The sequence below is a fragment of the Palleniella muris genome, assembly GCF_004792655.1.
Classification (GTDB): Bacteria; Bacteroidota; Bacteroidia; order Bacteroidales; family Bacteroidaceae; genus Prevotella; species Prevotella muris_A.
This window is the reverse complement of the sequence record NZ_SRZC01000008.1, coordinates 88115-112249: the sequence shown is the minus strand read 5'-3', so window position 1 is coordinate 112249 and position 24135 is coordinate 88115. Positions and strand designations below refer to the sequence as shown.

20 protein-coding genes and 2 tRNA genes are annotated in these 24135 nt (G+C 47.9%); 17 read left to right on the top strand and 5 right to left on the bottom strand.

Features of this window, described 5'->3' with window-relative positions; genetic code table 11:
- The first annotated feature begins 4 nt into the window (after positions 1 to 4).
- The 17 genes from lolA1 to E5358_RS06390 all read left to right on the top strand — a co-directional run bounded on the left by lolA1 (position 5) and on the right by E5358_RS06390 (position 18511).
- Positions 5 to 607: an outer membrane lipoprotein periplasmic chaperone LolA1 gene (lolA1, locus tag E5358_RS06470; RefSeq protein WP_135939411.1), complete on the top strand. Its 603-nt coding sequence runs from the start codon at positions 5 to 7 to the stop codon at positions 605 to 607.
- Positions 604 to 3240, top strand: coding sequence for an endonuclease MutS2 (locus E5358_RS06465; protein WP_135939410.1), 2637 nt, complete (start codon positions 604 to 606; stop codon positions 3238 to 3240). The genes lolA1 and E5358_RS06465 overlap by 4 nt, the downstream gene beginning before the upstream one ends.
- A gap of 437 nt (positions 3241 to 3677) precedes the next feature.
- Complete coding sequence (locus tag E5358_RS06460; RefSeq protein WP_135939409.1) at positions 3678 to 4376, top strand: OmpA family protein; 699 nt, start codon at positions 3678 to 3680, stop codon at positions 4374 to 4376.
- Positions 4377 to 4404: 28 nt separating this feature from the next.
- Positions 4405 to 5148 (top strand): monofunctional biosynthetic peptidoglycan transglycosylase, encoded by a 744-nt coding sequence (gene mtgA / locus E5358_RS06455; protein WP_277821191.1) that lies wholly within the window; start codon positions 4405 to 4407, stop codon positions 5146 to 5148.
- 85 nt (positions 5149 to 5233) lie between these two features.
- On the top strand, positions 5234 to 7807 hold the full coding sequence (locus tag E5358_RS06450) for an ATP-dependent helicase (protein WP_135939407.1): 2574 nt from the start codon (positions 5234 to 5236) through the stop codon (positions 7805 to 7807).
- A gap of 128 nt (positions 7808 to 7935) precedes the next feature.
- Positions 7936 to 8008: transfer RNA gene (locus tag E5358_RS06445), tRNA-Lys, on the top strand.
- A gap of 181 nt (positions 8009 to 8189) precedes the next feature.
- Positions 8190 to 8262: transfer RNA gene (locus E5358_RS06440), tRNA-Lys, on the top strand.
- A 240-nt stretch (positions 8263 to 8502) separates the two neighbouring features.
- Complete coding sequence (locus E5358_RS06435; RefSeq protein ID WP_135939406.1) at positions 8503 to 8853, top strand: NADH-quinone oxidoreductase subunit A; 351 nt, start codon at positions 8503 to 8505, stop codon at positions 8851 to 8853.
- A complete protein-coding gene (locus E5358_RS06430) occupies positions 8844 to 9500 on the top strand; it encodes an NADH-quinone oxidoreductase subunit B (protein ID WP_135939405.1) in 657 nt (218 codons plus the stop codon). Before E5358_RS06435 ends, E5358_RS06430 begins: the two co-directional genes overlap by 10 nt.
- Before the next feature lie 13 nt (positions 9501 to 9513).
- The gene (locus E5358_RS06425; RefSeq protein WP_135939404.1) at positions 9514 to 11082 is read left to right on the top strand and encodes an NADH-quinone oxidoreductase subunit D; all 1569 of its coding nucleotides are present in this window, start codon (positions 9514 to 9516) and stop codon (positions 11080 to 11082) included.
- 11 nt (positions 11083 to 11093) lie between these two features.
- Positions 11094 to 12176: an NADH-quinone oxidoreductase subunit NuoH gene (gene nuoH, locus E5358_RS06420; RefSeq protein WP_135939403.1), complete on the top strand. Its 1083-nt coding sequence runs from the start codon at positions 11094 to 11096 to the stop codon at positions 12174 to 12176.
- A 15-nt stretch (positions 12177 to 12191) separates the two neighbouring features.
- The gene (locus E5358_RS06415) at positions 12192 to 12719 is read left to right on the top strand and encodes a NuoI/complex I 23 kDa subunit family protein (protein ID WP_135939402.1); all 528 of its coding nucleotides are present in this window, start codon (positions 12192 to 12194) and stop codon (positions 12717 to 12719) included.
- Positions 12720 to 12721: 2 nt separating this feature from the next.
- Positions 12722 to 13234, top strand: coding sequence for an NADH-quinone oxidoreductase subunit J family protein (locus E5358_RS06410; protein WP_135939401.1), 513 nt, complete (start codon positions 12722 to 12724; stop codon positions 13232 to 13234).
- A gap of 3 nt (positions 13235 to 13237) precedes the next feature.
- Positions 13238 to 13546, top strand: a complete 309-nt coding sequence (gene nuoK, locus E5358_RS06405) for an NADH-quinone oxidoreductase subunit NuoK (RefSeq protein ID WP_135939400.1) — start codon at positions 13238 to 13240, stop codon at positions 13544 to 13546.
- A 19-nt stretch (positions 13547 to 13565) separates the two neighbouring features.
- Positions 13566 to 15533, top strand: a complete 1968-nt coding sequence (gene nuoL / locus E5358_RS06400; RefSeq protein WP_135939399.1) for an NADH-quinone oxidoreductase subunit L — start codon at positions 13566 to 13568, stop codon at positions 15531 to 15533.
- Between the two features lie 18 nt (positions 15534 to 15551).
- Positions 15552 to 17048 carry a complex I subunit 4 family protein gene (locus E5358_RS06395; protein ID WP_135939398.1) on the top strand — a complete coding sequence of 499 codons (1497 nt, stop codon included), beginning with the start codon at positions 15552 to 15554 and terminating at the stop codon, positions 17046 to 17048.
- Between the two features lie 14 nt (positions 17049 to 17062).
- Entirely contained in the window at positions 17063 to 18511 is a 1449-nt protein-coding gene (locus E5358_RS06390) for an NADH-quinone oxidoreductase subunit N (protein ID WP_135939397.1), read from the top strand.
- Positions 18512 to 19123: 612 nt separating this feature from the next.
- Here the strand turns inward: E5358_RS06390 and E5358_RS15500 are convergent.
- The 5 genes from E5358_RS15500 to E5358_RS06370 form a co-directional block, all read right to left on the bottom strand.
- Positions 19124 to 19297, bottom strand: coding sequence for a PIN domain-containing protein (locus tag E5358_RS15500; protein ID WP_338400493.1), 174 nt, complete (start codon positions 19295 to 19297; stop codon positions 19124 to 19126).
- Entirely contained in the window at positions 19263 to 19517 is a 255-nt protein-coding gene (locus tag E5358_RS15320) for a PIN domain-containing protein (protein ID WP_277821190.1), read from the bottom strand. The genes E5358_RS15500 and E5358_RS15320 overlap by 35 nt, the downstream gene beginning before the upstream one ends.
- Complete coding sequence (locus tag E5358_RS06380; RefSeq protein ID WP_135939396.1) at positions 19510 to 19737, bottom strand: hypothetical protein; 228 nt, start codon at positions 19735 to 19737, stop codon at positions 19510 to 19512. The genes E5358_RS15320 and E5358_RS06380 overlap by 8 nt, the downstream gene beginning before the upstream one ends.
- Positions 19738 to 20433: 696 nt before the next feature.
- The gene (locus E5358_RS06375; protein WP_277821189.1) at positions 20434 to 21072 is read right to left on the bottom strand and encodes a peroxiredoxin family protein; all 639 of its coding nucleotides are present in this window, start codon (positions 21070 to 21072) and stop codon (positions 20434 to 20436) included.
- Positions 21073 to 21256: 184 nt separating this feature from the next.
- Positions 21257 to 24124, bottom strand: coding sequence for a glycoside hydrolase family 95 protein (locus tag E5358_RS06370; RefSeq protein ID WP_135939394.1), 2868 nt, complete (start codon positions 24122 to 24124; stop codon positions 21257 to 21259).
- Between the last annotated feature and the right edge of the window lie 11 nt (positions 24125 to 24135).

The window sequence follows — 24135 nt, the reverse complement described above, 5'->3', positions numbered from 1 at the left end:
ACAAATGAAAAAGATATTACTTTTATTCAGTCTCGTTTTCGTTGCCTTGCATGCTTTTGCCGGCAATGCTGAGGATGCAAGGAAGACACTCGACAAGGTGGCTGCTGTCGTGGGTAATAAGAGCGGAGCAAGTGCTTCCTTCACCATTTCGGGAGGGAAAATTGGCAGACAGACAGGCTCAATCGCCATAAAAGGCACGAAATTCCGTGCGCGCACACCGAATGCAACAATGTGGTACAACGGCAAGACGCAGTGGACATACATGGCTTCGACAAACGAAGTGAATGTTGCCAACCCGTCAGTCAGCAAGCAGCAGATGATGAACCCTTATTCCTTCATCTCCCTTTACAAGAAAGGCTACAAGCTTTCACAGAAGATTCAGGGGAACACACGCCTTGTCCACATGGTTGCGACAGGAAAACAGGCAATATCTGAGATGTATATAACAGTGAACAGCAAGTATGTGCCGACACAGGTGCGCATGCTTCAGAAGGGACAGTGGATAACGATACAAATCTCAAATTTCAGCAAGAAAGCCATTTCCGACAAGGAGTTCAGTTTCAATTCCAAGGACTACCCTAAAGCAGAAATCATAGATTTGAGATGATATATCCGGAAAATTTTGAACATAAGATAGGGTTTGACGAGATTCGCGTAATGCTCGCCAACCGTTGCATGTGCGGTCTGGGACGCAAGATGGTTGACGACATGCTCTTCTCCACTGACGCTTCGGAGATTCAGGCATGGCTTCAGCAGGTCAGGGAGTTCCGCCGTCTGAAGGAGGAAACTGACGATTTCCCTCTTGACTATTTCTTTGACATGCGTGAGGCGATAGCACGCCTCCGCCTTGAAGGTACGCATCTTGAGGAAGAGGAACTGTGGAATCTGCAGCGTTCGCTCACAACCATTCACAAGATTATTACATTCCTCTCACGTGATGCTGACGAAACGGCTGACGGAGAGTTCTGTTACCGCTATCCTGCCTTGCAGAAACTGACGGAAGGTATCTGCATATTCCCTAATATAACAGGACGTATAGGGCAGCTGCTTGACAATTCCGGTCATCTGCGTGACAATGCCACGCGTGAACTGGGACGTATACGTTATGAGTTGAGAAGCATGGAAGGCTCAATCTCAAGGACACTTAACGGTATTCTCAATAATGCCAAGCGCGAAGGACTCATAGAGCGTGATGTCACCCCGGCGTTGCGTGACGGCAGGTTGGTTATCCCTGTCGTGCCTGCCATGAAGCGCAAAATCTCGGGCATCGTGCACGATGAGTCCGCTTCCGGCAGGACTGTCTTCATCGAACCGACAGAGGTCGTGGAGGCAAACAACAAGATCCGCGAGTTGGAGGCAGAGGAACGCCGTGAGATAGTCCGTATATTGAAAGGCATAGCATCACAGATACGTCCCCATATCCGTATGATAGGGGAGTCGTACCGCCTTCTTGCTTATGTTGACTTCATACGTGCAAAGTCTTTGCTTGCCGAGACTTTGAAGGCTTTTGAGCCGGAGGTGGAGCAGTCTCCTGTGGTCGATTGGATTCAGGCGCGTCATCCTCTGCTGCAGCTTTCCATAGAGAAGCATGAGCGTGAGCGCGTTCCGGAGGACACTTCTCCTGCAAAACGCATTGTGCCGCTTGACATAACGCTGACGGAAGAGAAGCGGATGCTTATCATTTCCGGTCCGAATGCCGGAGGAAAGTCTGTCTGCCTGAAGACAGCCGGATTGCTGCAATACATGTTGCAGTGCGGCTTGTCCATTCCTGTCGGTGAGAGGTCGCGCACCGGAGTGTTCAAAAGCATAATGATGGACATCGGCGATGAGCAGAGCATTTCTGATGATTTGTCGACATATTCCAGCCACCTTATGAACATGAAGCAGATGCTCCGCAATGCAGATGCCGGCACAATGATACTCATCGATGAGTTCGGCACCGGAACGGAGCCACAGATAGGCGGAGCTATAGCGGAAAGTGTCCTTGAACAGCTATGCAATAACAAGGTGTGGGGCATAGTGACAACGCATTATCAGAATCTGAAAGAGTTTGCCGACCGTCATGATGGCGTTGCCAACGGTGCAATGCTCTATGACCGCCATGAGATGCGTGCCTTGTTCCAGCTTGCCATAGGCAGGCCGGGCTCGTCATTCGCGATAGAGATTGCAAGGAAGATTGGTCTGCCGGAGTCTGTCATAAAGGCTGCCACGGAGATAGTCGGTCAGGATTATATCCAGAGCGACAAGTACTTGCAGGATATTGTCCGTGACAAGCGCTATTGGGAGGGAAAGCGTCAGACCATCCACCAACACGAGAAGGATATGGAGAAGACCGTCCTCCGGTATCGTGAGGAGATAGAACGGCTGAACAAGGAACGGCATGATATTATTGCGAAGGCAAAGGCTGAGGCGAAGGAAATCATTCAGGAGAGCAACCGCCGTGTGGAACTTGCCATAAAGGAAATACGCGAGGCGCAGGCAGAGAAAGAGGAGACAAAGCGCATACGTGAGGAATTGCGCACCTTTGAGCAAGAGGTTGACGAGATAGACCTCAAGGCGAAGGATGATGCGATCCAAAAGAAGATAGAGCAGATCCAGCAGCGCCAGCGACGTCGTGAGGAGCGCAAGCGGAACAAGGCGGAAGGTGCCATCAATGCTGCAGAGAAAAAGGCAGCAGAGGTGTTGCGTGAGGCTGCTCAGCGTATCGATGCCTCGAAACCTGTGGAGGTGGGCGACAGTGTACGCATCCGTGGCACAAAGACTGTCGGCACAGTTGAGGCGATTCAGGGCAAAATGGCAACCGTGACATTCTCCGGAGGAATGCGCTCAAAGGTTAAGTCTGACCGTCTGGAGCATGCCCGCCAGGAGGTTGCTTCACAGAATGTCACGGATGAGAACATGCTTCGCGGCGGTCTTTCTGCCGCAGCGGCCGCCCTTGCCGCAGAGACGGCAAAGGTGTCCCATGCCACTCGTGCGACAATGGATGACCACACGCGCAATTTCAACCATGAACTGGATGTGCGTGGCATGAGAGGTGATGAGGCACTCACGGCAGTGCAGTATTTCATTGACGACGCAATCCTTGTCGGAGTTCAGCAGGTGCGCATCTTGCATGGCAAGGGAAACGGCATCCTCCGACAGCTCATCCGCCAGTATCTTGGCTCTGTGCCAAACGTAATACGCTACCGTGACGAGGATATCAGGTTCGGTGGGACAGGCATAACGGTAGCTGAGTTCTGACGGAAGACATCCCTGTAAGCAAAACGGTGCGATATGCAGCAAAATGTCAGGCATCCGCTTGTTTTCAGCAAAATAAAAACTTAATAAACATTAAAGAACGGTTGACCCGGTGAAAGGTTATCCTTTGGTCTGCAAAAGGTAACATTTCACCGGGTCAACCGTAATCTTTTATGATGTGAAAGGTTACCTGTCATTATGCCACTCGCCATGCTTGCATTTCTACATGGCTGTACACTCACCAAATGCGTGCCACCTTTCGGATTCTTGGGCAAAAGGACAGCCTTTCGGGAGAAAACTCGAATTATTATCCACGGAATAGCGGTGTAAATGCCGCTCAGCGTTAATTAACGCAAAAATGCTTGCATATCTCAATATTTTTCACGAAATTTGCACCCAATATTTTTATAGATTGATTCATTAAACAAAAAGCAAAGGCTATGAAAGGTATTAAGACAATATGTGTTGCTCTTGCAGCACTTGTGTTGGCAGGTTGTGGTTCAAGTCAGCAGACAGGTATGCTGGCAGGTGGTGGCGGCGGTGCTGCTCTTGGCGCACTCATCGGCGGTCTTGCAGGCAAGAGCGGCAAGAGTGCACTCATCGGTTCAGCCATTGGCGGTGCGGTAGGTACCGGTGCGGGCTACCTCATCGGCAAGAAAATGGACAAGGCGAAGGCTGCTGCTGCACAGGTTGAGAATGCTACTGTCGAGAGCGTTACGGATGCTAACGGTCTGCAGGCTGTAAAGGTCTCTTTTGACAACGGTATCCTTTTCAACACAGGCAAGTCTGCGCTTCAGCCGGCTGCACAGAATGCTTTGAGCAAGTTCGCAAACAGTGTGCTGAACGTCTACACAGACTGTGACGTGGCTATCTACGGTTACGCATCTTCCGACGGTTCCGACCAGCTTAACCTTGACCTCAGCAACAACCGTGCCTATGCTGTGTCAAACTATCTCATGAACACCTGCCGTGTCGCTCCTGCACAGATAAAGACAGTGAAGGGCTTTGGCGAGGACCCACAGTATCTTATCCGCAACAGCGACGGTTCCGAGAACGCTGCTGCAAGCCGCCGTGTGGAGGTCTATCTGTATGCTTCCCAGGCCATGGTGGATGCTGCTAATGCCGGCACACTCAAGTGATATAGCATAAATGAGTTTGCTTAACACTTTGACATTCGGACTTTTGAAGAAGATTGTGGCCGCAGTGGTTGCAATCTTCTTTGCGTCAACGATTCTTGCTGTCCTGCTGTTCAAGTATGTGCCGGTCTACATCACTCCGCTGATGATTATCCGGACAGTCGAGCAGGTGAAGGACGGAAAGACCATAGCCATGCACCACCATTGGGTGAGTATGGATAAAATCTCCAAGCATCTGCCTGTTGCCGTCATGGCGAGTGAGGACCAGCGTTTCCTCCTGCATCACGGTTTTGACTTCAATGCCATACAGAAGGCGGTGATGCACAACAGCAGAGGCGGTACGGTGCATGGCGCGTCGACCATATCCCAGCAGACGGCGAAGAATGTTTTCCTATGGCCCGGCAGGAGTTGGGTGCGCAAGGGATTGGAGAGCTATTTCACTTTCCTGATAGAAATGTTCTGGTCCAAGCAGCGTATCATGGAAGTCTACCTCAATTCCATAGAGATGGGACCGGGCATATATGGTGCGGATGCTGTGGCGAAGTACCATTTCGAAGGAAAAACAAGTATAGACCTGACACGCGCGGACTGTGCCCTGATAGCGGCGACCCTGCCTAATCCGAGAAAATACTCCTCACTGAATCCAAGCTATTATATGCGCCAGCGACAGCAGCGCATACAGCGTGAGATGCGCTTTATCCCTTCATTCCCAAAAGAAGGGGAAGCTATCAACACATCCACTGTAGCCGGTGGTGTGTATAAATATCAGAAATAAAGGTGTTCGGTTGATGAAATCGAATCATTCGGATAAATCGAATAACTCTAACTCTAATAAACTTCAGAGTCCCCCTCATTGATTTATGAACCTTGAAGAACTGAACGCCTCGCAGCGAGAGGCTGTGGAATATTGTGCCGGACCGTCACTTGTCATTGCAGGAGCGGGTTCCGGCAAGACCCGTGTGCTTACCTATAAGATTGCGTACCTTATTGAAAATGGCTATATGCCATGGGAAATCCTTGCACTGACATTCACCAACAAGGCTGCAAACGAAATGAAGCAGCGCATCGGACAGCTTGTCGGTGGGGATGCGGCACGGTACCTCCACATGGGCACGTTCCACTCTGTATTTTCAAGAATATTGCGTGCCGAGGCGGGGAGTATCGGCTACACTTCCTCTTTTACCATCTATGACGAGGGCGACTCACGTTCTTTGCTCAACGCCATAGTAAAGGAATTAGGGCTTGATGAGAAGATTTACAAGCCTGCCACAGTGCATAGCCGTATTTCAATGGCAAAGAATAACATCGAATTGCCTGTGGATTATGCTTCAAACAGCAGCCATGCCGTCCGTGACAAAGAGTCCGGAATGCCGCGCATGCCACGGATATACGAAGAGTACCAGAACCGTCTGCGTCAGGCTAATGCAATGGATTTCGATGACCTTTTGCTTTATACATATCTTCTTTTTGAGAAAAACGAGGCTGTGCGTGCCAAATACGCTGACAGGTTCCGGTATGTTCTTGTCGATGAGTATCAGGACACGAATGCTGTGCAGCAGAAGATTGTGTTGCAGATAGTCCGTGACCACCGGCAGATATGTGTCGTTGGTGATGATGCACAGTCGATATATGGGTTTCGTGGGGCGGACATTGACAATATTCTTGATTTCCGGCAGAAGTTCGGTGAGCGGCAGGATGGTGTGGCGGACGCTGCCGGTTCGTCATCGGAATCCGGTGCACGCCTGTTCAAACTGGAACAGAACTACCGTTCTACGCAAAGGATTGTTCAGGCAGCGAACAGCCTTATCGAGCATAACCGGCGCCAGATAAGGAAGAATGTCTATTCCAATAATGATAAAGGAGAAAGCCTGCAGCTGAAGTACTGCTATTCCGACCGTGAGGAGGCTGTGATTGTCGCGAAGGACATTCGGCGGCTCATGCGCGGTGAGGGAGCACATTATGCTGATTTCGCAATACTTTACCGTACGAATGCCCAGTCACGAACGTTTGAGGAACAGTTCCGAAAGGACAACATACCGTACCGCATTTACGGAGGTCTGTCGTTCTATCAGCGCAAGGAAATAAAGGATGTTGTGGCATATCTGCGCCTTACGGTCAATGTGCACGATGAGGAAGCATTGCGCCGAGTCATCAATTATCCTGCGCGTGGCATAGGCAAGACGACCATTGACAAGGTGATGTCGCTGTCCGGAGAACTGAGAGTCGCTCCGTGGGAGATAGTGAAAGCTCCTGTGATGTACAATCTTGATGTCAACAAAGGGACGGCATCCAAACTCATGGCTTTTGCAGAACTGATAGGCGGTTTTGCAGAAGCGGTGGCAGAGGAAGATGCTTATTCCTTGGGAAAGCGTATTGTCGTGGAGTCGGGAATCTCGAAGGACATCTACTCCGGTGCGGAGCCTGATGACATCTCGCGCCAGGAGAATCTGCAGGAACTCATAGACTCTATGCGTGAGTTTGTGGATGACCGCCGTGAGGAGAGTGGGGAAGAGCATGTCGGAATAACGGAATTCCTTCAGGAAATATCTTTGCAGTCAGACCTTGAAAGTGATGATGGTGAGAATGCTTCCGGTGATTCAGCTATGCAGGATGACAAGGTTACATTGATGACCATCCATTCTGCCAAAGGGCTGGAGTTCCCGACAGTGTTCATTGTCGGTATGGAAGAGAACATTTTCCCTTCTGCAAAATGCACGGAATCACAGCGTGCCATAGAAGAGGAACGTCGTCTTTTCTATGTTGCAATCACTCGTGCGGAGAAGCATTGCATACTGACCTCGGCACAGAACCGTTACCGTTATGGCAAGCTGGAGTTCGGTACGCCGTCGCGTTTCCTGAATGAAATAGACTCGAAGTTTGTTGAAATCCATAATTTTCAGCATGATGGCAGTGCCACTCCGTGGACTTCCAAAGGCAGGATGCCATGGGACAGACAGAGAGACGCTTCTGGTTCAGACCGTCCGGAATGGATGACCGGAAGACGCGGCTATCAGAATTCGCGTCCTGTGGCTTCGCAGTTCAAGGCAGACTCGAAACCGAAAGCTGTCTTTGGCAGGCAGAAAGAAGCTCCTGCTGAAACCTTCACACCGGAGTTTGAGCAGGAAATGCAGCGTGCTTCAACTTTCTCCGGTCGCCGCATGACGAGAATCGGGCGGGCAGACACTGCCTACGGAGTGCAGAAAGCAATGGACGGTAGTGCTTCATCTTTGTCGGTATCGAATGTTTCCACAGCTTCAGCATCTTCTGCAAGTGAGCTTGCTGCGGGAGTGCGCATAGAACATGAACGCTTTGGTATAGGCACTGTGCTGAAAATAGAAGGAAGAGGTGAGAATGCGAAGGCAACGGTGGAGTTCCTGAACTGTGGCACAAAACAGCTGCTTTTGAAATATGCAAAGTATAAAAGGTTGATATAAAACAAGAATAATCATACTTTTCACATGAAATGAAAAAAAAGTATGGAAATGTTTGGTAGTTTCAGTAAAAGTCAGTACCTTTGCACCCGCTTTTGAGAAATACATCATCTCGCAATTAAAAAGCATCTGCACTCTTAGCTCAGTTGGTAGAGCAACTGACTCTTAATCAGTGGGTCTAGGGTTCGAGCCCCTAAGAGTGTACAAGAAGACAGTTACAGGTTTGTAGCTGTCTTTTTTGCTTTTATGTCAGTGTGGGCGGATTTTGTGGTTATGATAATAAAATTTTCAAAAAAGATAAAGAAAAGTTTGGTGGTTTCAGAAAAAGTCAGTACCTTTGCACTTGCTTTTGAGAAATACATCATCTCGTGATAAAAAAGCACCTGCACTCTTAGCTCAGTTGGTAGAGCAACTGACTCTTAATCAGTGGGTCTAGGGTTCGAGCCCCTAAGAGTGTACAAAGAGATAACCAAGTTTTGTTGGTTGTCTCTTTTTGTTTGTTTGGATATGGTTCTTGTATGGTGGACAAATGCAGTTTTCTGCCGGATAGATGCGTAAAATGTATGTGGTTTGTCAATTTTTGCCACATATTAGAATAAAAAGATAAATATTATTTAATATTTAGCATTTTTTTTATTAACTTTGTACCCTGTTTGAAGGCTTTCTTGCTGGTAACTTAATAATTATTCAAAAAATATATGTATTTCACTTTGTTTATTACCGTTCTGGTAACGGCTGTTTTCTTGGTTGTGGCAGCTTATGTCATTGCCAAGTTGATTGGTCCCCGTACGTACAACAAGGTCAAAGGCGAGCCGTTTGAGTGTGGTATCCCTACTCACGGTTCTTCTTGGATACCTGTTGGCGTCGGCTACTATCTGTTTGCCATTCTGTTCCTCATGTTCGATGTGGAGACGCTTTTCCTCTATCCATGGGCAGTGATGGTGAAGGACTTTGGTCCGCTTGCTATTGTCAGCATCGGATTTTTCCTCTTAGTACTTGTATTTGGCCTTGCTTATGCTTGGCGGAAAGGAGCATTGGAATGGAAGTAAAGAAGCCTGTTATCAAAAGTATTCCGTATTCGGATTTCAAGGACAATGAGACCCTTGAGGAGATTGTCAAGGAGCTTCATGAGGGTGGTGTGAATGTGGTTGTCGGTTCCCTCGACGAGGCAATCAACTGGGGACGAAGCAATTCACTCTGGTCACTGACGTTTGCCACAAGCTGCTGCGGCATTGAGTTCATGGCTGTGGGATGTGCGCGTTACGACTTTGCACGCTTCGGTTTCGAGGTGACCCGTAACTCTCCGCGTCAGGCAGACCTCATCATGTGTGCTGGAACAATCACACACAAGATGGCTCCCGTCATGAAGCGTCTGTATGACCAGATGGCTGAGCCTAAGTATGTTGTGGCTGTCGGCGGCTGCGCCATTTCCGGCGGACCGTTCAAGTCAAGCTACCACGTGGTAAACGGCATCGAGGAGATTGTCCCTGTCGATGTGTTCGTGCCTGGCTGCCCTCCACGTCCGGAGGCTATCCTTTATGGCATGATGCAGCTGCAACGTAAGGTCAAGGTTGAGAAATTCTTTGGCGGGGCAAACCATAAGGAGAAGAAACCTATAGTGGTTACAGGCAATGTCGACGAGGCTAAGCTGAAGGAGGCTGAGGAAGCATTGGCTAAGGCTGAAAACAACCAATAATCGGAGGAAATTTATGAAATTAGAAAACAAACAGTTTGAATTGAAAGATTTCGCCTCAGAAATGGCGAAACTTAAGAATGACAAGCATTTTGATTTCCTCGTGACGATTGTTGGTGAGGACTTCGGTGAAGAAGGGCTTGGCTCTGTCTACATTCTTGAGAACACCGACACGCACGAGCGTATCAGTGTGAAGGCTGTCAACAGCGACCGTGACAATGCTTGCATCCCTACGGTGAGCAACCTGTGGAAAGGTGCGGAGATTCTTGAGCGTGAGGTGTATGACTTCTACGGCATCAAGTTCCTTGGCAATAAGGACATGCGCCGTCTCTATCTGCGCTCCGATTTCCAAGGTTACCCATTCCGCAAGGATTACGACATGAGTCCTGAGAACAACCGTTATACACTGGAGGATGACCCGGAGCCGGACTACACCGTAGAGTATACTCTTGACAAGCACGGAAAGCTGACAGAGACACAGCACAAGCTGTTCACCGATGACGACTATGTCATCAACATCGGTCCTCAGCACCCTGCAACCCACGGTGTGCTCCGTCTGCAGACAATTCTGAACGGTGAGGAGATTCGTAAGATTTACCCTCATTGCGGATATATCCACCGCGGAATAGAGAAGATGTGCGAGAGCTACACTTACCCACAGACATTGGCTCTTACAGACCGTCTGGACTATCTCTCTGCGATGATGAACCGTCACGCTCTTTGCTCTGTTGTCGAAGAGGCAATGGGAGTGGAGCTGACTGACCGCATCAAGTACATCCGTACAATCATGGATGAGTTGCAGCGTCTTGACTCTCATCTCCTGTTTTACAGCTGCTGCGCACAGGACCTTGGCGGTCTTACACCTTTTATATATGGTATGCGCGACCGTGAGCAGGTGCTCAACTGTATGGAGGAGACAACCGGCGGACGCCTTATACAGAATTATTACCGTATCGGCGGATGCCAGGCGGACATCGATCCGAACTTCGTGAAGAATGTAAAGAACCTCTGCACCTACATCAAGCCAATGTTCAAGGAATACGAGGATGTGTTCACAGGCAACATCATTCTCCGCAACCGTTTCAATGGGGTAGGCGTGCTGAACTGTGAAGATGCTATCTCTTATGGATGTACAGGTGGTACAGGACGTGCGGCAGGCTGGGCTAACGACGTGCGCAAGAATCATCCTTACGACATGTACGGACAGGTGGACTTCGACCAAGTTGTTCTCTCAAAGGGCGACTGTATGGACCGCTACCTCGTGCGTATGGAAGAGATGAAGCAGAGTGTCCGCATCATCGAGCAGCTTATCGACAACATCCCTGCGGGAGATTTCTACATCAAGCAGAAGCCGATTATCAAGGTTCCGGAAGGCTCTTGGTACACTTCATGCGAAGGCTCACGTGGCGAGATTGGTGTTTACCTGCGCAGTGATGGCGGCAAGAATCCTCTGCGTCTGAAGTTCCGTCCTATGGGATTGCCACTCGTAAGCGCAATGGACGAAATCTGCCGTGGCGAGAAGATTGGTGACCTCATCGCTATTGGCGCGACATTGGATTATGTGATACCGGATATTGACAGATAATAAAGAATAATATGTTTGACTTTAGTATAGTAACAACATGGTTTGACAGTCTGTTGCGTGACACACTTGGTCTCGGTGATTTCCTGTCAATACTTATTGAGTGCGTGCTCGTGGGAGTGTTCATCCTTGCAGCATACGCCATTCTGGCGATTATACTCATTTTCATGGAGCGTAAGGTGTGTGCCTACTTCCAGTGCCGTCTCGGTCCTATGCGTGTCGGTCCTTGGGGAGTGTTCCAGGTTATTTGTGACGTGTTGAAGATGCTCACAAAGGAAATTTTCTTTGTTGACAAGGCAGATAAGCTCCTTTACATCATCGCACCGTTCCTCACTCTTGTCGGCAGTGTCGGCGCTTTCGCTTTCATGCCATGGAACAAGGGTGCGCACGTGTTGGATTTCAATGTGGGTATCTTCCTTATGACAGCCATCTCAAGTTTGGGCATCATCGGCATCTTCCTTGCAGGATGGGGCTCAAACAACAAATACTCTGTTGTCTCCGCTCTCCGTGGTGCCGTGCAGATGATTTCTTACGAGATGTCACTCTGTCTTTGTCTGATTTCCGCCGTTGTGCTGACAGGCACGATGCAGTTCTCCGGCATCATTGAGGCGCAGGCTGACGGCTGGCTGATTTTCAAGGGACACATCCCTGCGATTATCGCTTTCCTGACATTCATCGTTGCAGGTAATGCAGAGGCTAACCGTGGTCCTTTCGACCTTCCTGAAGCAGAGAGTGAGTTGACTGCCGGCTATCATACAGAGTATTCCGGTATGGGCTTCGGCTTCTTCTATCTGGCAGAGTACCTTAACATGTTCATCTGTGCCGGTGTTGCAGCGACAGTGTTCCTCGGCGGCTGGATGCCTTTGCATGTTGCAGGGTTGGACGGTTTCAATGCTGTGATGGACTATATCCCGGGCATTGTATGGTTTCTCGGCAAAGCATTCTTCATTATATGGATTCTGCTTTGGATTCGCTGGACATTCCCACGTCTGCGTATCGACCAGATTCTGAAACTCGAGTGGAAGTATCTCATGCCACTGTCACTCCTCAACCTTGTGCTGATGACATTGGTGGTAGCGTTCGGACTTCACTTCTAAATAAAGAATAAAGATATGGAACAAGAAAAATCATATTTCGGCGGTATTGTTGACGGAGTGAAGTCTCTGTGCACAGGCTTTGGCGTGACATTGAAGGAATATTTCACACCGAAGGTCACAGAGCAGTATCCGGAGAACCGCAAGACAACACTTCATGTTTCTGCGCGTCACCGCGGACGCCTCATCATGCCGCTTGACGAGAATGGCAACAACAAATGTATCGCTTGCAAGTTGTGTGAGATGGCATGTCCTAATGGTACAATCAAGATTACTCAGAAACAGATAGAGACTGAGGATGGCAAGAAAAAGCGTGTGCTTGAAGACTATCGTTACGACCTTGGAGAATGTATGTTCTGCGAGTTGTGCGTTAACGCATGTCCCCATGACGCTATCAAGTTTGTTAATGATTTCGAGAACTCCACATTCAGCCGTGACGCCCTTGTGCATCATCTGGATAAGGAGAAATTTGAGGCTGCCCTGCCAAACATCACTGACGGTGGCAACCCGATAGAAATCGGAACATGGAACACTAAGAAAAAATAACAATGGCTAATTTAATAATGTTTGCAATACTCGCTGTTGTGATACTTGGCTCAGCCATTATATGTGTTACAACGAAGCGAATAATGAGAGCCGCAACATTCCTGTTGTTCGTGCTCTTCGGTGTGGCAGGACTTTACTTCCTGCTGGACTACACCTATCTTGGTGCCGCGCAGATTTCTGTCTATGCCGGTGGTGTCACGATGATTTACATCTTTGCCATACAGCTTGTAAGCAAGCGCACCCTTCAGGGGCTTGTCGAGCATGCCAAAGGCAGTCGTGTAGTGCTGGGCTCTCTTGTGACTCTCGCAGGTTTTGCCACAGTGGTAGGTGTCTTCATGAAGAATCATTTTGTTAACAATTTCGCACAGGTGGCTGACAAGGAAGTCGGCATGGATGTCATAGGCAAGGCGCTCGTCGGCGCTGACAAGTATGGTTATGTCCTCCCGTTCGAGTTCATTTCCGTATTCCTTCTGGCATGCATCATCGGTGGAATACTAATCTCAAGAAAGGAATAAGCTATGGTACCCGTAGAATTTTTCTTCGTGCTCAGTGCACTATTGTTTTTCATAGGCGTGTTCGGCTTCATCAGCCGTCGCAACCTGATAGCCATGCTTATTTCGGTAGAGCTGATTCTCAATTCCGTTGACCTCAACTTTGCCGCTTTCAACCGCATTCTCTTCCCTGAACAGCTTGACGGATTCTTCTTCACACTGTTCTCTATCGGTATGAGTGCTGCTGAAACTGCTGTGGCTGTGGCTATTATCATTAATGTTTACCGTAACTGTAACAGTGACCAGGTGGACAGTATAAAGGAATTAAAGAAATAAACAGGAAAGGAAAATCACAATGGAATATAGTTATGTATTTTTGATTCTTCTTCTGCCGCTGCTCTCATTCCTTGTACTGGGACTCGCCGGCATGAAGATGTCGCATAAGGCTGCCGGTCTTATCGGCACCTTGTCGCTCGGTGCAGTGACTGTATTGTCCTACTATACGGCAATAACTTATTTCACTACCGAACGTCTTGCTGACGGCACACTGCCTACCATCGTGCCGTTCAATTTCACTTGGCTGCCACTCGGCTCATTGAGTTTTGACCTTGGCTTCTTGCTTGATCCAATCTCGGCAATGATGCTCATCGTCATCTCTACCGTGAGCCTTATGGTGCACATCTATTCTTTCGGATATATGCACGGTGAGAAAGGCTTTGAGCGTTACTACGCTTTCCTCTCACTGTTTACAATGTCCATGCTCGGACTTGTCGTCGCTACAAACATCTTCCAGATGTACATGTTCTGGGAGTTGGTGGGCGTCAGCTCTTATCTGCTTATCGGATTCTACTATCCGTTGCATGCAGCAGTCCACGCATCAAAGAAAGCATTCATTGTCACACGTTTCGCTGATATGTTCTTCCTCATTGGTATCCTTATCTATGGTTACTATGTAGGTTCATTCAGCTTCAACTTCACAGGTACGGAGATTCAGATGGCAGAGTGTGCGGCTCCATTCCTTCAGGGGGATGTCTCACGCGCCGTTGCAGCCGGTGGCCTGATAATCCCGACAGCCCTCGTGCTTATGTTCATCGGCGGTGCCGGCAAGTCAGCAATGTTCCCATTGCACATTTGGCTTCCGGACGCTATGGAAGGCCCGACTCCTGTCAGTGCGCTTATCCACGCTGCTACGATGGTTGTTGCCGGTGTGTTCCAGATTGCTCGTCTGTTCCCACTTTGGATTCAGTATGCCCCTGACCAGATGTCCATCGTTGTGTACGTTGGTGTGTTCACAGCATTCTATGCTGCAGCCATTGCCTGTGCACAGAGCGACATCAAGCGTGTGCTTGCGTTCTCAACAATCTCTCAGATAGCCTTCATGATGGTGTCACTCGGCGTTTGCCTCCCAAGCCACGAGGCAGGAGTCGTTCTTGACAACCATGCCCAGCTTGGCTACATGGCGTCAATGTTCCACTTGTTCACACATGCCATGTTCAAGGCATGCCTATTCCTTGGGGCAGGATGCATCATCCATGCCGTGCACTCTAACGAGATGTCAGCAATGGGCGGTCTGCGCAAGTACATGCCGATTACTCACATCACGTTCCTTCTCTCATGTCTTGCAATCGCCGGCATTCCTCCGTTCTCAGGATTCTTCTCCAAGGACGAGATTATCACTGCTTGCTTCCAGTACAGCCCGGTTGTAGGTTGGATAATGACAGGTGTTGCCGCAATGACAGCATTCTACATGTTCCGTCTCTACTACGGCATTTTCTGGGGAACAGAGAACAAGGAGCTCCATGCAGCGCACACTCCTCATGAGGCACCTTGGACAATGACATTCCCTCTGATATTCCTTACACTCATCACAATTACTTGCGGATGGGCTGTGAATTTCGGTTCATTCGTGAGCGCGTCAGGTAAGGTCTATGAAATTCATCTTGACACTCAGATTGCCATTACCTCAACAGTCATAGCACTTCTGAGCATCGGGCTTGCCACATATATATATAAAGGTGAGAAACAGCCAATCGCAGAGAAGATGTACAAGATGTTCCCACGTCTGCATCGTGCTGCATACAAGCGTTTCTATATGGACGAGGTTTATATGTTCGTCACACACAAGATTCTCTTCCGCTTTGTCTCCAAGCCGGTGGCATGGATTGATGAGAAAATCATCAACGGATTTATTGACTTCACAGCATGGAGCACAAACGAGAGTGGTGAGAGCATACGCTCATGGCAGAATGGTGACGTGCGCACCTATGCAGTATGGTTCCTCACGGGTGCTGTTGCGTTGTCGTTAATATTGTTGGCAATCTAAAATTAAGGAATAAGAAAAATGAGTATATTAACATTATTCGTAGTAATCCCCGTCCTGATGTTGTTCGGTCTTTGGCTGGCACGCAACATCGAACAGGTGCGTGGCGTGATGGTGGCAGGCTCATCCTGTCTCCTCGCCCTGAGTGCGTGGCTGACTATTGATTTCATCTCTCAGCGTGCCGCCGGCAACGAGGCAGAGATGCTGTACACATTCAGCACAGTATGGTTCGCACCGCTCCATATCTCTTATGCGGTAGGTGTTGACGGTATCAGCGTTGTCATGCTTCTGCTGTCAAGTATCATTGTCTTTACCGGCACATTCGCTTCATGGAAGCTGCAGCCTCTGACAAAAGAGTTCTTCATGTGGTTCACACTCCTCTCAACAGGTGTGTACGGCTTCTTCATCAGCATTGACCTCTTTACGATGTTCATGTTCTATGAGGTTGCCCTCATCCCTATGTACCTCCTCATTGGTTTCTGGGGTTCAGGAAGGAAAGAGTATGCCGCAATGAAACTGACCTTGATGCTTATGGGTGGTTCTGCCCTTATCATCATCGGGCTTGTAGGAATCTATTTCTTCAGCGGTGCACAGACAATGAATCTTCTCGAAATCGCTCATCAGACAGGCGGCGCACATGCTATCCCTGTTGCCGTCCAGAAGGTTCTGTTCCCATTTGTGTTCATCGGTTTCGGTGTGCTCGGCGCACTGTTCCCATTCCACACATGGTCACCAATTGGTCACGGTTGCGCCCCTACATCTGTGTCCATGCTTCACGCCGGAGTGCTTATGAAGCTCGGTGGCTATGGCTGTTTCCGCATTGCTATGTTCCTTCTTCCTGAAGCAGCACAGCAGTTGGCATGGGTGTTCCTTATACTTACAACAATCTCTGTTGTCTACGGAGCATTCTCTGCATGTGTCCAGACCGACTTGAAGTTCATCAACGCTTACTCTTCTGTCAGCCACTGCGGACTTGTGCTCTTCGCTCTCCTCATGATGACCAAGACTGCTTGCACAGGTGCTATTCTCCAGATGCTTTCCCACGGTTTGATGACAGCACTCTTCTTCGCCCTTATCGGTATGATTTACGGTCGTACACACACACGTGACATCCGTCAGTTGGGCGGTTTGATGAAAATTATGCCATTCCTCTCAGTAGGCTATGTGATAGCAGGTCTTGCAAACCTTGGTCTTCCGGGCTTTTCAGGTTTCATCGCTGAGATGACAATCTTCGTCGGTTCGTTCGAGAATAACGACACATTCCACCGTTGCTGCACTATCATCGCTTGTACATCAATCGTTGTGACAGCCGTTTACATCCTTCGTACCGTTGGCTTTATCCTCTTCGAGAAGGTGAAAAAGCCTGAATACGAAAAACTTACTGATGCAACATGGGACGAGCGCTTCACAGTATGTTGCCTCATTTTCTGCGTTGCGGCTCTCGGTAGCTTCCCACTTTGGGCAAGCAACGTGATTGACGGTGGCGTAGCAGCTGTTTTAAGTAATATTATTGGCTAAAAAACTGAAAGTATATGAATTATTCACAATTTCTATATATGGTTCCGGAAGCAACACTTGTTGCTATTCTGATAATAGCCTTCATCGCCGATTTCGCTTCTTCCAAGACAGCAGAGCGCAAGTGGTTCAATCCGCTGATGTGCGTGATGCTTCTTGTGCAGACTGTCGTCACCTTCTTCTGTGGAGAACCGGCAGAGGCGTTCGGTGGAATGTACGTTGCAACAACCGCAGCCAACGTCATGAAGGTAATTCTTGCTGCCGGCACACTGATTGTTGTCATTCAGAGCCGTAACTGGATGAGCCGTCCTGACACTGCGTTCAAGGAAGGTGAGTTCTATATGCTCGTTGTCTCCACACTCCTCGGTATGAACATGATGATGTCCGCAGGTCATTTCCTCATGTTCTTCCTCGGACTTGAAATGGCATCTGTGCCTATGGCATGCCTTGTCGCTCTTGACAAGTACCGTCACCACAGTGCAGAGGCTGCAGCAAAGTTCATCCTTACTGCAACGTTCTCAAGTGGTGTGATGCTCTACGGCATCTCATTCCTCTACGGTTCTACCGGCGCACTCTATTTCGATGATTTCACAGCAGCCCTTAACAATGGCTTCTCAACACTGACAATCATCGGACTTGTGTTCTTTGTTGCAGGACTTGGCTTCAAGATTTCCCTTGTGCCTTTCCATTTCTGGACAGCGGACACATATCAGGGCGCACCTACAACAGTGACAGGCTACCTCAGTGTCATCTCTAAGGGAGCAGCAGCGTTCACACTCTGCACGCTCCTCATGAAGGTGTTCCAGCCGATGGCGGCAGAGTGGGAGATGCTCATGTACATCCTTATCGTTGCCAGTATCACAGTCGGCAACCTTATGGCAATCCGTCAGAGCGACCTTAAGCGATTCATGGCGTTCAGTTCCATCTCACAGGCAGGCTACATCATGCTTGCTGTCGTGGGAGTAGGCAATCCTGCTATCGCTGCTTACGGTGTGACAGCACTGTCATACTATGTTCTCATCTATGTTGTTGCCAACATGGCGGTGTTCACCGTTATCAGCGCAGTTGAGGAGAATAACAACGGCACGACAGCAATGTCATCTTACGACGGACTGTATAAGACAAACCCTAAGCTCGCGTTCCTCATGACACTGGCATTGTTCAGTCTTGCCGGTATCCCACCGTTTGCCGGAATGTTCAGCAAGTTCTTTGTCTTCATGGCAGCATGTCAGCAAGGTTCTGTTGCAGCTTATGTCGTTGTGTTCATAGCATTGATTAACACAGTAATCTCACTGTACTACTATCTCCTGATAGTGAAGGCAATGTACATCAACAACGATTCCGAACCGCTCCCTACATTCAAGTCTGACTGCAACACACGCCTTGCCCTCGCTCTCTGCACATTGGGCGTTGCGCTCTTCGGTGTTTGCAGTTGCTTCTATGAGTGGATTTTTGCTGCTGCGTAATGTACGAATAAAAAGCTAACGGGCTTACTGTTAGACAAATATAACAAGTCCTGCATCATCCTTTTGGTGGTGTGGGACTTGTTTTTGTGTTATAAACTGATGCGTAATGAATATTTCAGAAAATATTTTGGAGATATGAAATATTGCCAAACAAGATTGAATTGCGAAACCACTGATACCTTATTGTCAATATTTCCATGCAAAGTGTAGCGGAGCCACAGCCTTAACGGTAACCTCCGGCTTTAGCCGTAAGGGTTGCAAATCGCCTCAAACGCTGTGTGGTGGAACCACACTCCTTTATGCAGAGCACACAAACGGCACGAACCTGAACCTCAACAAGTCATTTACCTAAAGGATATGGCGCATAAAGGAGTGTGGCGTTGCCACACTTTATGTATGGACTATTCCCTACCGCATGGCTGAAGCCAGCGGTTACCGTTAGGGCTGTGGCAACAGCTACTGTGCTTTCTAACGTAGATGTTACATTGTAATCACATAAGATTTCTCAGTCAGTCATTCGTGACAGACAGGGAAATTTTGTTTAATATTAATTCTTACTCTTGTAAAATCTAGCCGAAATGCTCTTTTCCAAGAATTAGAAATCTCTTTTAATCAAAGTAGTCTCGCAAATTCTGCAAGCCGTAGCACAACCAATGCTGGGAAATCGATTCTTCTTACAGCATTGAAATGCGCGTCTTCGCTAACAATGAATCGTGCGTTAGCAGCGATGGCGCAGTCAACAAATTTGTTGTCATCTACATCCGCCGTAATTATCCCTCGGGTCAATCTTAATTGTATATGGCGAGTTCACTATCGCTTGTATCACATGAGTTGCAATTTCAGCATTGGTTTTCATGCTGATAATCTCCTCGTATTCCAATAAAATGTCATTGGAGTAACACAATGCAAACTTGCCCTCAATGAGTCCTCGCCACACATTGAAGAAATTACCTTTGCGTGACAACGACGCAAGCAGGCAATTTGTATCAAGTACAATTCTATCCATGGATGTACGGTGTGCGGAGATGTTCTTTCAAAACATTCTCATTCTGTTCATTATCCCACTGACCTTTCTCCCACAAGTCATCGATTGCATCCTCAACTTTCTTTGCGAAATATTCGGAAAGCAATGATTGAACCTCACGAAGTTCTGTTTCGTTGGTCTTGTGGGAAAACATCTGCAACAGTTGCAGTTGTATGGGGGTAAACACAGTTGCTGTTTGCATAGTTGTTTTTATTTTTATTGCTTGTGCCTACAAAGTTACGATTAAATAAGCAAAATACAAAATAAAAGCCGATTTTTTATTTCTTTTTGTCACATAACATTGAATTTGTTATAGAAGTTTTTTTACCTTGCCTCCAACTTTTGGCGGATTAGAAAACTCATCCCTTTTCTAACATTATATTTCGCTTGAAAATAAATTTGTGGGCAAAATTGAAAATATTGGCTGTATTTGTGTGGTTGTATAATGCATTGATAATCAGTAATATATAGGCGTGGCTTTGTCAATGGTATTCCTGACAACTGTAAATGGTATCACTTTATGGTGTGAATGGTATTGATTTGTGGTACAAAAGGTATTGATTTGGCAAATCAATCGTTACCTTTTGCAACTGAAAAGTGGCATTTTGCAGTCAAATCTGACAAAAATAATGGTGAAAACAATGATTTTTCACGTTTCAAAGCCTTTTTTCTGTGTTTTTGAAGGAAGATAATAAGAAAACTCAAGGTTTCTGTTTGTCAAAATATTTCCTAAAACTTAACAGATGAAACACTTAATGACGATTGCAGCAGGATGGGGGAGAGGATTGTGTGAAGGACAGACAAAATAAGAAACGACTCTGCCAAAAGCCATGCAAACTGCTTTCAGGAGAGTCGTTTTTCTGATAGAAAATGCTTTTATTCCCTATTGTGGAGAGACTTATTTGCCTAATGTCTCGTCAAGGACAGTGTAGAATGCAGGGTCTTCACCGACGATATATTTCACGATTTTGCCCTGTGGGTCAATGAGAACCTTGGTAGGGTAGCCTTGGATGGCGTACTTTCCGGTGATGTCCTCGCTGCCCTCACTGTTGCGGACATGCTTCCATGTGAGCTGGTGTTTCTCCACGGCAGCCTTCCATTTCTCAACTTTGTCACGGCAGTCCACGCCAAGGATTTCGAGCTTGTCCTTGTACTTCTCGTAGTATTTCTTCATCTCCGGCATACCCTTTATGCACCATACGCACCATGCGCCCCAGAAGTCGATGATGACATATTTGCCGCGCAGTGAGGAGAGGGAGAGATTTCCGCCATCGATTGTTGGCAGTGTAAAGTCCGGAGCCATCATTCCCGGCTGGAGTTTTGAGGCATTGGCCTGTCGTTCTTGCTCCTTTTCGTAAGCCGCTTTCACGCTGTTGTAGACAGGAGCGAGCATGCCGCCCTTCACTGCTGCCGAGATAATCTTGTCGTAAGTGGCAAACTCCTCGACCGGCATTCTCGCCAACAGTGCGACAGAGCCGTTAGAGTTAGGGTTTGCCTTGATGTATTCGCCCTGCTTTGCGAGCATCTCCTTCTGCACCGCCTCAAACTTAGGCTCAAGCTCTTTGCTGACAGCAGCACGAATCCTTCCACCATGTGTGGTCGATTAGTTTTTGTTTTTTTTCATTCAATGCGAGTGTGTGATGGTTGTTTCGCTAATTCAAGACACTTGTGATAGCAGTAATCCCCATGCCATGAGAGAGTGGCACGAGGATTGCTATTACTTATAATTTCAGGTTATATGTCTTGCCTTTTTCCATATCTACTGTTTGTTCTTCTCTTCCTATTACCCGTATGCGCAAAGGTTGAGTCTTTTGGGCATGGATAGTCAATTCTGTTGGTTTTCCATTCCGCCATACGAGGTCAATCACTGCTCCCTCACGAGTGACGAAGCCTTTGAATGAGCCGTTTGCCCACCTTTGTGGAATTGCCGGCAACAGTGTGACAGCACCGTCGTGGCTTTGTATGAGCATTTCCAATACACCTGCCGTAGCTCCATAGTTTCCGTCAATCTGGAAATTAGGGTGCTGGTCAAACAGGTTTGGCGATGTGCGTGTTTGGAAAAGCTGCTCCAACATCTTTGAAGATTGCTCCCCGTTAAGTGCCCTGGCGTTAAGACTGATTCGCCATGCTACTCCCCAGCCATGTCCGGTGCCTGCACCGCGCGCATCAACTGATTTGCGGAAAGCCTTGAACAAAGCTTGTTCAGCAGGATTTGTGCTGAAAGCAGAGAGATGAGTGCCGGGATAAATCTCCCATAAGTGTGAGCAATGGCGGTGCATACTGTTGTTGCTCGCAAAATGCTCATTGATGCTTATGTCCTTACCGGTGTACTTGTTATGGATGTGTTTGTATTTTCCTTCCTCAGGATTGTTCTTCTTTGAGAAGTCAAATCCAACATCTCCGCGCACCCACTCCTGTACCAACCCATGGTTGTCAATGAGGTTAGGTGCCAAGCGACCCTTCTCGTCTGCAAAATATGTAGTAGGCATCTGTTCCTCTATTTTTGCAAGAAGCTGTGCATCTTCCTTTTCTTTTCCAAGGATGTTGGCAGCTTTCCGCACCATGTCATACAGGTTGCGTATCAGCTGTGTGTCCATAGCAGGACCGGGCTGCACACCTCCTTGTTCGGGAGAGCATGATGCGGCAGTGATGAGATAGCCGGTCTGAGGGTCAACAATCAAGAAGTCAGTGAAGAAGCGTGCCGCTCCTGCCATGTACGGATACAGTTCACGGAGATACTCCTTGTCATTGTTGTACAGATAATACTGCCAAGCATGGTCAAGAAGCCATGCACCACCGGTGGGCCATAGTCCTGCCGTAGCATTATCAATAGGTTGGGTGCCGCGCCAAAGGTCAAAGTTATGGTGCATCACCCATGGTGCTCCCGGCTTGTAAGTTGCGCTGTTGCCTATGCCGTATTGGTAGTCGGCTGTTATGCTTCCGCTCTTTGCAAGCTCGTGGAAAGTGTCTGTCAGAGGGCGTTCACACTCACCAATGTTCAGTGGTTGTGCAGCCCAATAGTTCATTTCTGTGTTGATATTGATAGTATATTTGCCATTCCATCCTGCCGACATTGCCGCATTCCATTTGCCTGTCAGGTTCAGTGGCTGGCTTTCCGCTATGTCAATGTCATCGGTGTTTGTGGCTTTTCTTCCCGGTCGTGAACCGGAAATGATGAGATATTTGCCATAATTGAACTCAAGCACTGCAAGCTGGTTGTCACCGTCAGTGTAAGTAGTGTTCACTTTAGGATTGGCATAAAGTTTTGAACCGCCACCAAACAAGAATCCGGACATGCCCTCTGCATCCTTTCTTACACGCAGTTGTGTCGGCACACTGCTGTAGTCTGTTGCGTCAACGTTCGCTATTTCAAGGTTGGAGCGATTGAACATCCGGGTGAAATCAGCATTATGCCGTTGCATGATTTTGCCATAAGTCTTGGACTTTAGGTTAGCAATATAGCGGTGACAGTCACGTGTCGGTTTCTCATTGTCAAGAGTCAGGTAGTCCACATAGTTCGTTGCGCCAACGACATAAACCTCAGTGTCTTTTGCACCTTTCACTTTTATGGATTTCTTGTCTGCTGAAACATGGAACTTTCCGTCTCCACGAAGCATCAGACGTGCCTCGAAACAGACAGCGTTAATGCACCCGATGCTGCCGTCTTTGTTGCCGTCAGTGATGTGGGCACGCAGACTTATCTCGTTGTCACTTATCTTGTTATAAGTGAAATACTTTGCGTCTGTGGCATGATAGCTGTGCAGTGTGGCATTGAAATCCTGCTTTTTGTCGGTGGAAATGCGTATCACTATAGCTTGGTCAGGATAACTTGCAAATGTCTCACGCTTGTGGTGGGTTCCGTTGATGTCATATTCTACAGTGACGATGCCCGTTGTAAGGTCAAGACTTTTTGTATAGTTTTTGGCGTTTGCGCTGTTATGCCCGAAGTCAAGGTACAGCTCCACAAACGATTTATATGCTCTTTGGCGTTTAGGGTTTCCAAGGAATTTTGCTTCGACCATGCTCTCAAGGTCATAACGGTATTGCACAGCTTCTTTTGTATGAGCATTGTCAATCTTCAGTGCTTGCGCAGCTATGTCCTTGTAGTATTTGCTATTGCCTTTCACACTTCCACTTGTAGGGTCAACGGTTGTGATGCGTTTTGCCTTGTAAACCTCAGCCATTGAGGTCAATGTGTTACCGTTCTCGTCCTTCAGTGTGCCATAAGGCGAGCCGTCCCAGCTTGTATCCTCATTGATTTGTATGACCTCATTGTCGATTCCGCCGGCAACCATGGCAGCCATGCGTCCGTTTCCTATGGGATAGAAGTTGGTCCAGACAAATTCAGAGTAAGCCCATTCAGTCAGAAAATCCCGTCCCTCATTGCCATAAGGCACTTGTATGTTGGTCTTTTCTGTCTTTGGTGCGTTAGGGTTTACGTCCTTTGCGGTCTTGTATTTCCCGACCTGGGCGAGTATGCTTTCTATCGTTCTGTTTGTCCAGATTGTAGTAGTAGGGGAGAATTGCTGTGCCATGGTTTCGGCACAGAAGAAGAGTGAGAGGATAAGGATGGATAAATTATTTCGCATAAATTGTCTTT

What these genes read in the sequence shown, in the direction of transcription:
- E5358_RS06460 (WP_135939409.1), top strand. Translation starts at nt 3,678, where the DNA reads ATGAAAGGTATTAAGACAATATGTGTTGCTCTTGCAGCACTTGTGTTG.
- E5358_RS06425 (WP_135939404.1), top strand. Translation starts at nt 9,514, where the DNA reads ATGAAATTAGAAAACAAACAGTTTGAATTGAAAGATTTCGCCTCAGAA.
- nuoL (WP_135939399.1), top strand. Translation starts at nt 13,566, where the DNA reads ATGGAATATAGTTATGTATTTTTGATTCTTCTTCTGCCGCTGCTCTCA.
- E5358_RS06380 (WP_135939396.1), bottom strand. Translation starts at nt 19,737, where the DNA reads ATGCAAACAGCAACTGTGTTTACCCCCATACAACTGCAACTGTTGCAG.
- E5358_RS15320 (WP_277821190.1), bottom strand. Translation starts at nt 19,517, where the DNA reads ATGGATAGAATTGTACTTGATACAAATTGCCTGCTTGCGTCGTTGTCA.
- nuoH (WP_135939403.1), top strand. Translation starts at nt 11,094, where the DNA reads ATGTTTGACTTTAGTATAGTAACAACATGGTTTGACAGTCTGTTGCGT.
- E5358_RS06430 (WP_135939405.1), top strand. Translation starts at nt 8,844, where the DNA reads ATGGAAGTAAAGAAGCCTGTTATCAAAAGTATTCCGTATTCGGATTTC.
- nuoK (WP_135939400.1), top strand. Translation starts at nt 13,238, where the DNA reads ATGGTACCCGTAGAATTTTTCTTCGTGCTCAGTGCACTATTGTTTTTC.
- E5358_RS06390 (WP_135939397.1), top strand. Translation starts at nt 17,063, where the DNA reads ATGAATTATTCACAATTTCTATATATGGTTCCGGAAGCAACACTTGTT.
- lolA1 (WP_135939411.1), top strand. Translation starts at nt 5, where the DNA reads ATGAAAAAGATATTACTTTTATTCAGTCTCGTTTTCGTTGCCTTGCAT.
- E5358_RS06415 (WP_135939402.1), top strand. Translation starts at nt 12,192, where the DNA reads ATGGAACAAGAAAAATCATATTTCGGCGGTATTGTTGACGGAGTGAAG.
- E5358_RS06465 (WP_135939410.1), top strand. Translation starts at nt 604, where the DNA reads ATGATATATCCGGAAAATTTTGAACATAAGATAGGGTTTGACGAGATT.
- E5358_RS06450 (WP_135939407.1), top strand. Translation starts at nt 5,234, where the DNA reads ATGAACCTTGAAGAACTGAACGCCTCGCAGCGAGAGGCTGTGGAATAT.
- E5358_RS06370 (WP_135939394.1), bottom strand. Translation starts at nt 24,124, where the DNA reads ATGCGAAATAATTTATCCATCCTTATCCTCTCACTCTTCTTCTGTGCC.
- E5358_RS06395 (WP_135939398.1), top strand. Translation starts at nt 15,552, where the DNA reads ATGAGTATATTAACATTATTCGTAGTAATCCCCGTCCTGATGTTGTTC.
- E5358_RS06410 (WP_135939401.1), top strand. Translation starts at nt 12,722, where the DNA reads ATGGCTAATTTAATAATGTTTGCAATACTCGCTGTTGTGATACTTGGC.
- E5358_RS06435 (WP_135939406.1), top strand. Translation starts at nt 8,503, where the DNA reads ATGTATTTCACTTTGTTTATTACCGTTCTGGTAACGGCTGTTTTCTTG.